We start from the raw sequence: 4,137 nt of genomic DNA, 5'->3' as shown, positions 1-4,137 counted from the left end.
CGGCATCGGCCCTTCTCGCCTCGATGTCTGGTGGCGCCGAAGAACGCTCGAACGAAGTCCCAGCTCAGGCCCTGGTCAGCGGCTCGTCGCACGTTCCTTAACGGCACCTCTACTCCTGGACTACATCGCCACCCGCACGAACATGCGCACCGCGACCAACCCCGGCTCGCTCTGGCTGTTCCCTGGACGCCGTGCCGGCCAGCCTCTCCGCCCCGAATGGCTCGCCAAACGGATCACCCGCATGGGCGTCCCGACCACCGCCGCTCGCGGAGCCACCCTTCGCCAGCATCTCCGAGAGAGCCCCGCCCCCATCGCCGTCGACGCCCTCGGCTACCACCCCGTCACCGCAGCAAAGATCGTTGCCGAGACCGGAATCACCTACAGCCTCTACACCCCAGGCGACCACACACAGTCACCCCGACCACTACCAGGCCGCCGAACTGGCGACACTTAAATACGCGAGCCCGCCAGTCACCGACCCGAGAGAACCCCCTTGGAGCGCGCCCGCCGCTAGCGCCGGATCGGGCCGTGGTCCTCGACAGAGGAGATGCGGTCGTTCCACCCGATCCGCTCCATGTCGGGGATGTCGATCACCGCAGTGCGCAGCGGCCGGTTGTCGGTGTAGGCCAGGATCCGGGCGGGGTCGAGCGGTTGCGGCTCGGCGGGCGGTGGTACGGCGAGAGCGTGCTGGATCAGGGCCTCGAGTGTGGTGATGCCTGATTCACGCAGGACGGCCAGGACGTCGTCCTCGCTCAGTCCGCCCACATGGCCGGAGAACTGCAGGAGCTTGTCGACGCCTCGTCGGGTCTCTGTCCGAGAGGGGACGCTGCTCAGGCACACCAGAGTGCTCGTGGGACCCATGATGCAGAAGTAGCGCGGCCGCGACAGATTGACTACAGATAGTTACATTGAATGATCTAGACGATGACCTGCGGGGGTGTGGTGGCGCGATGTGTTTCTGGCGTGCTCCGGCCGCCCCCCAGCGCATTTCCTGAGCTCTCCGCGTCCACGGCCAACGCCGGCGGGGCGGGCTCCGTATTCCCTTGCGCAGCTTTCATCCGCAGAAGGGAAAATCTCCGTGCGACGAAGAGCTCTCCTGACCGGGCTCGTGGCCATGACCGCCACCCTGACGGGGACGTCCACCCCCGCCTGGTCCGCCGGACGCGCCCCTGCCGACACGGTCCTGGAATGGTTTGACGTGTCCGCGTCCGTCATCCCGCCTTCCACCCGGCAGGCGCCTCAGGTGACCAACGGCCGGGCGTGGGCGATCGCCTGGATCGCCGCGAGCCGCGCGCTGCGAGGCGACAACCGGTCCCGCGACTTCCAGGACGCGGCGCTCGCGCAGGCCGTGCACGACTCGCTGGCGGCGCTCGTCCCCGGCCAGACCGGCACGCTCGACAGTGCGCTGGCCCGCACGCTGGACCGCGTCCCCGCCGGGGCCGACAGGGACCGCGGCGTGCTGGCGGGGCGCGAGCAGGCCCGCCGCACCCTGGCGGAACGGGCCGGCGACGGCCTCGACGCCGCGTCGGTCAACACCCCCTACACGCCTCCGCCTGCGGCGCCCGGCGTGTGGCGGCCGACGCCTCCCGGCGAGGAGAGCGCCGTACAGGCAGGGCAGGCTCGGGGCAGGACGTTCCTGCTCGGCCAGGCCGACCGGTTCCGTCCAGGCTCCGCCCCCGCCCTCGACTCGGCGCGGTACCTGAGGGACCTCGCCGAGGTGCGCGCCTACGGCGTCAAGGACAGCGCGGTACGGACGCCGGAGCAGACGGCGACCGCGACGCTGTGGTCCCAGGCCTCCCTGTCCGGCTACACCCAGGCGTTGCGCGCGGCCGTCGCGCACGCCGGCGGATCTCCCGCCCGGCGCGCCGAACTGGTCGCCGTCTTCCACGCGGTGACCGTGGACGCGCAGATCGCGGTGTTCGACGCCAAGTACTCCTACACGCGCTGGCGGCCGATCACCGCGATCAGAGAGGGCGGCGCCCCGGCCTGGGAGCCGCTGATCACGACGCCCGCGCACCCCGAGTACCCCGGTGGCCACTCCACCTACGCGGGCGCTGCCGAACAGGTCCTCACGCGGTTGGCCGGCCCCAGGACGGCGCCGTTCCAGATGACGGGTCCGGCGGGTACGAGCCGCACCTACACCGAGTGGCGGCAGCTCACCGGGGACAACGTGAACGGCCGGGTCTGGTCGGGCCTCCACTTCCGCTTCTCCGACCAGAGCGGCGCGCGGCTCGGCAATCGCGTGGCCCTGTGGGACCTGCCCAGGGCCCAGGAGCTGTTCCGCTGAACCGAGGGCGGCCCGCGTCCCGTCGGACGTGGGCCGTCAACGACTGATCGGCGCGCGGAGCACGGCCGGGCCGCCGGGTGCGGTGCTCAGGCCGAGCGCGACCGCCTCGTCACCCTGCACGGCCGCCGACAGCTCCATCGTCAAGCCCTTGCCTCTCGCGGTGAAACTCCCCGCCGGGATCTGGCTGCCGTCGCGGTGCTCCAGCCAGACGAGGTAGCACTGGCCGATGGTCAGGCCGCTGACCGACAGGTCCACGGCCGTGCCCCACTGGCGGGCCCTCCACTCGGGTCCATGCGACCAGCCGCAAAGTAGGCGGCTGAACGTGAAAACGGTGGCGTGGGCCCGCGTCTCGGCCGAGGACTCCTCTAGGGCGTATCACGAAAGTCGTTTGGTCCGCTTGTCGGACACGCCTACCCTCTGACCATGATCCAGATGAGGAATGACGAGTTGCGTAGCTATCAAGTGGGACCAGTACATGCCGTGCTTCGCACGCTCACGGTAAGTGACGACCGTGAAGGTGTGCTCGAAGGGACGCCGCACCTACACCGTCGCTTTCGTCTGATGGGCATTGAGAAGGCGATGGCAGCGACGCCGCATTTGTATGTGCACGATCTCGATAAGCTCCGAGCCGATACGGAGGGGCGGGTCGAGGAGTGGCTGCCGCGAGAGATGGTTCACGCTCGACTGACGTCATGGTGGAAGCCCGAGGACATCGCAGAGCCTGGACATACGGTGCTCTCGGTGATGTGGTTCCAAACGGCTGCGCAGGATCTCTTCGCCCACCTGGCCACGATCGTGCGTCCCCTGGACTGGGCTTCGCTCGCCAAGTTTGTCCCTTTTGAAGACTAGGCGTGTTATAGCCATTCGTTGATGGCCGCCACGAGGACGGTCGCCTCGTAGCGGACCGCGAGTTTGTCGTACCTCGTGGCCCTCTTGAGGCGGTTGATGCCGCACTCGACCGCGTGCCGGGCCTTGTAGTCCTGCGGATCGAACTTCGGCGGTCGGCCACCGCGCGAGCCGCGTTTCTTGCGGTTGCGGGCCTGGTCGGCCTTGTCCGGAATGGTGCAGCGGATACCGCGTCGCCGCAGGTAAGCGCGGTTCTTCCGGGAGGCATACGCCTTGTCGGCGCGCACGCGATCAGGCCGCGTGCGCGGCCTGCCCGGCCCAAGACGCGGGACACGGACCTTGTTCAGGACAGGTTCGAACTGCGGGGAATCGCCCCGTTGCCCGGCCGTGATCACGATGGACATAGGCTTCTGGCCCTGTTCGACGGCCAGGTGCAGCTTGGTGGTCAGGCCGCCGCGTGAGCGCCCAAGCCCGTGGTCGTCCGGCTCGACGGTGACGCCGCTGGGCGGCTCCTTCTGTAGCTCCCCTTTTTCCTCGCCCCGGCGGCGTGCTGATGGGCCCGGCGGACCGTGGAGTCGACGTTGATGTCCCAGGTGATCAGCTCTTTCGCGTCGGCCTGGGCCTGGAGCGCGGTGAAGATCTGATGCCAGGTGCCCTCCCGCTGCCACCGGCGGAACAGGTCGTACACCCGGCCCCATGGCCCGTACTCGGCGGGGAGGTCCCGCCACGGGACGCCGGTGCGGACCCGGAACCGTATGCCGTCGATCAGCTGCCGCCTGGTCCACATCGGCGGCCGTCCGGGCTTCCTGCCCCTCGGCAACAACGGTTCCAGCACCGCCCATTGCTCATCCGTCAGATCTCCACGTGCCACGAAACAAGATCATCTCACGTTCAAGATCCACTTTCGATACACGTCCTAGCTTGATCTTTAACCTTGGTGGCCTGCGAGGCCATCTCAGATTTCTCAATGAGACAGCCCTTGGTTGATCATTCTTCTTGTCTAG

At 68.4% G+C, this 4,137-nt stretch carries 6 protein-coding genes; 3 read left to right on the top strand and 3 right to left on the bottom strand.

Annotation, left to right across the window (positions count from 1 at the left end; genetic code table 11):
- The first annotated feature begins 142 nt into the window (after window positions 1-142).
- Complete coding sequence (locus tag ACFY2X_RS47145; RefSeq protein ID WP_389951978.1) at window positions 143-454, top strand: hypothetical protein; 312 nt, start codon at window positions 143-145, stop codon at window positions 452-454.
- 56 nt (window positions 455-510) lie between these two features.
- Here ACFY2X_RS47145 and ACFY2X_RS47140 read toward each other — a convergent pair whose 3' ends face one another.
- Window positions 511-861: a hypothetical protein gene (locus ACFY2X_RS47140; RefSeq protein WP_389951976.1), complete on the bottom strand. Its 351-nt coding sequence runs from the start codon at window positions 859-861 to the stop codon at window positions 511-513.
- A 217-nt stretch (window positions 862-1,078) separates the two neighbouring features.
- Here ACFY2X_RS47140 and ACFY2X_RS47135 point away from each other — a divergent pair, with 217 nt between their 5' ends.
- A complete protein-coding gene (locus ACFY2X_RS47135; RefSeq protein WP_389951974.1) occupies window positions 1,079-2,287 on the top strand; it encodes a vanadium-dependent haloperoxidase in 1,209 nt (402 codons plus the stop codon).
- 36 nt (window positions 2,288-2,323) lie between these two features.
- Here ACFY2X_RS47135 and ACFY2X_RS47130 read toward each other — a convergent pair whose 3' ends face one another.
- Window positions 2,324-2,542: a hypothetical protein gene (locus tag ACFY2X_RS47130; protein ID WP_389951972.1), complete on the bottom strand. Its 219-nt coding sequence runs from the start codon at window positions 2,540-2,542 to the stop codon at window positions 2,324-2,326.
- A 168-nt stretch (window positions 2,543-2,710) separates the two neighbouring features.
- Between ACFY2X_RS47130 and ACFY2X_RS47125 the strand changes: the two genes are divergently transcribed.
- A complete protein-coding gene (locus ACFY2X_RS47125; protein WP_389951970.1) occupies window positions 2,711-3,136 on the top strand; it encodes a hypothetical protein in 426 nt (141 codons plus the stop codon).
- 5 nt (window positions 3,137-3,141) lie between these two features.
- On the opposite strand, the gene ACFY2X_RS47120 is transcribed toward ACFY2X_RS47125, so the two are convergent.
- Window positions 3,142-4,004, bottom strand: a protein-coding gene (locus ACFY2X_RS47120) for an IS5 family transposase (protein ID WP_389951968.1) whose coding sequence is annotated in 2 segments (ribosomal slippage) — window positions 3,142-3,614 and window positions 3,614-4,004 — 864 coding nt in all. Because the reading frame shifts where the segments join, the coding sequence is not laid out codon by codon here.
- Window positions 4,005-4,137 lie beyond the last annotated feature (133 nt).

Origin of the sequence: Streptosporangium sp. NPDC000396 (assembly GCF_042898655.1) — a bacterium.
Classification (GTDB): Bacteria; Actinomycetota; Actinomycetes; order Streptosporangiales; family Streptosporangiaceae; genus Streptosporangium.
This window is presented reverse-complemented; position numbering and strand designations above follow the sequence as displayed.